We start from the raw sequence: 2,107 nt of genomic DNA, 5'->3' as shown, positions 1-2,107 counted from the left end.
GCGTATGGTTCCGTTTAGGGCTTACCGGAAGTTTAACTGTAGCGGTAAAAGGCACCGTACCTTCAGGAAGCAGCAACATCAAGGTAACTATTAATGGTACCGTATTTAATAAAACCATTACCGGTACCACTGCTACCACAACTACCATTGGTACCGTAAATATTACAGCTGCGGGCTATGTACGGGTAGATATACAGGGCGTGAGTAAAACAGGTAGTTACTATGGCGACATTTCCGACCTGGTGATTAGCGGACCTGCAGTGGCTTCCAATGTGCAATATGCCAATACCGTATCCAGTTATTATTGGTCGAGAAGAGGCCCATCGTGCCATTTAAATTACACCGTACCATCGGGCACAGAATGGTTTTACAGTGAGCTGAATGTGCCCAGCGGACAAGACAGAATCGGTTCGTATTTCATGGCCGATGGTTTTAGCGGGGGGTACTTTGGCATGCAAGTTAACTCAGCTACAGAAAGAAGGGTTTTATTTTCGGTATGGGATCCATCAACCGGCAGCACTACTTTGGTAAGGAAGGGAACTGATATAACCTCTAATGGGTTCGGTGGCGAAGGCACAGGCGGACAATCTTATCTCTTATTTAACTGGGTAGCGGGTACTACCTATAAATTCTTATTGCAGGGCAAACCCGATGGTGCGGGCGGATCGGATTATACGGCCTGGTTTTATGCACCCGAAAATGGTACCTGGAAGATCATAGCACAATGGAAACGTCCAAATACAACGGCGTATTTAACAGGAATGTATTCGTTTATCGAGAACTTTAACCCAGACCAGGGCTACCTGCAAAGAAGTTGTAACTACGGCAATCAATGGTATAAAACCAGTAGTGGCAATTGGACAGAGGTTACCAATGCCAGTTTTAGCTACGATGCCACTGCATCAGCTGAGCAACGTATGGATTACCAGGGTGGCGTTACCGGTAATAGCTTTTATCTGAAAAACGGAGGTTTCTTTGCTACTTATACGACTTACGGGACGGTTTTTAACAGAACCGCTACCGGCACAGCCCCAACTGTTGATTTAACCACTTTACCATAAAAACAACCCTATCCCGGGAAATATAAAGTATTACCCGGGATAGGATTAGTTTGAAGTTGGCTGTGCGGAATCGATTAAAGTACATTGCTGATCGAAATAACTTGCTGCGACGCCTTTAAGTCCAGCCCCACAATAGCCAGTTAACTAATGATCGCGCTACTGTTTAATGTTTCTGAGTTTTTCGATCGAGCGGATATYTATGGCATTGCCTGTTTTATCGATCAGTTTTTCATCTTTAAAATCAGCAAGCATTCGGCTTACGGTTTCGCTGGCCGTACCTACCAATGCAGCCAGGTCATCACGAGAAATCCGGATGGTACAGCTATCTTCAACACCGTCTCCAAATTTAGCAGCCACTTGTAGCAACGCTTCTGCTACACGTTTCCGTACCGATGAATAGGCCAGTTGAAGCATTTGCTTTCCCTTATCGCGCACATTTCCAGACAATAAAGCAATAAAAGTTTTGGATACGGCCTGATGGTTGAGCAGGTACTCCATAAAATCGGCTTTGGGAATATGGATAATTTCTGATTCAATTAAGGTTGCTGCATTGTCTGTGTATACTTCGCCATTACACAAACTTTCATATCCAAAAAAATCGCCATCATGATACAAGCTCGACGAAAGCTCCCTGCCATCCTTAAAACGTTTGTAGGTTTTTACCTGGCCCTTAACTACATAATAAAGATGGGTCGGTTCATCCCCTTCCACATAAATAATCTGTTTGTTGGTAATTGGCCTTGATTTACCCTTTTTACGGAGCTCGTCCATCACCGCTTCGCTATTGCCCGACGCTGCATTAAAGCCAGCTGATTGTTGTTTCTTTTTAAACCTGCTTTCTATAGCCTTAAAAAGTTCTATATCATCAAACGGTTTGGTGAGGTAATCATCTGCACCCATTTCCATGCCTTTGCGCATGTCTGCCCGCTCGGTTTTTGCCGTAATGAAAATAAAAGGAATATTTGCTGTTTTCTGGTTTTTGTTCAGCAGGTACAAAACCCCATAACCATCCAGTTCTGGCATCATGATATCACAGAGGATCACAT

General features: G+C 44.0%; 2 protein-coding genes. One reads left to right on the top strand and one right to left on the bottom strand.

Annotation, left to right across the window (positions count from 1 at the left end):
• The coding region (locus tag AC1DND_RS26375; protein ID WP_477585631.1) for a DUF3472 domain-containing protein at positions 1–1,061 on the top strand (1,061 nt) is incomplete at its 5' end.
• Positions 1,062–1,217: 156 nt separating this feature from the next.
• On the opposite strand, the gene AC1DND_RS26370 is transcribed toward AC1DND_RS26375, so the two are convergent.
• Positions 1,218–2,107: cyclic nucleotide-binding domain-containing protein (locus tag AC1DND_RS26370; protein WP_477585629.1), on the bottom strand; the 890-nt coding region annotated here is incomplete at its 5' end.

The organism is Pedobacter sp. 01N416 (genome assembly GCF_056399685.1).
Note: the sequence above shows the minus strand (reverse complement) of the source record. Positions and strands in the feature narration are given on the sequence as shown.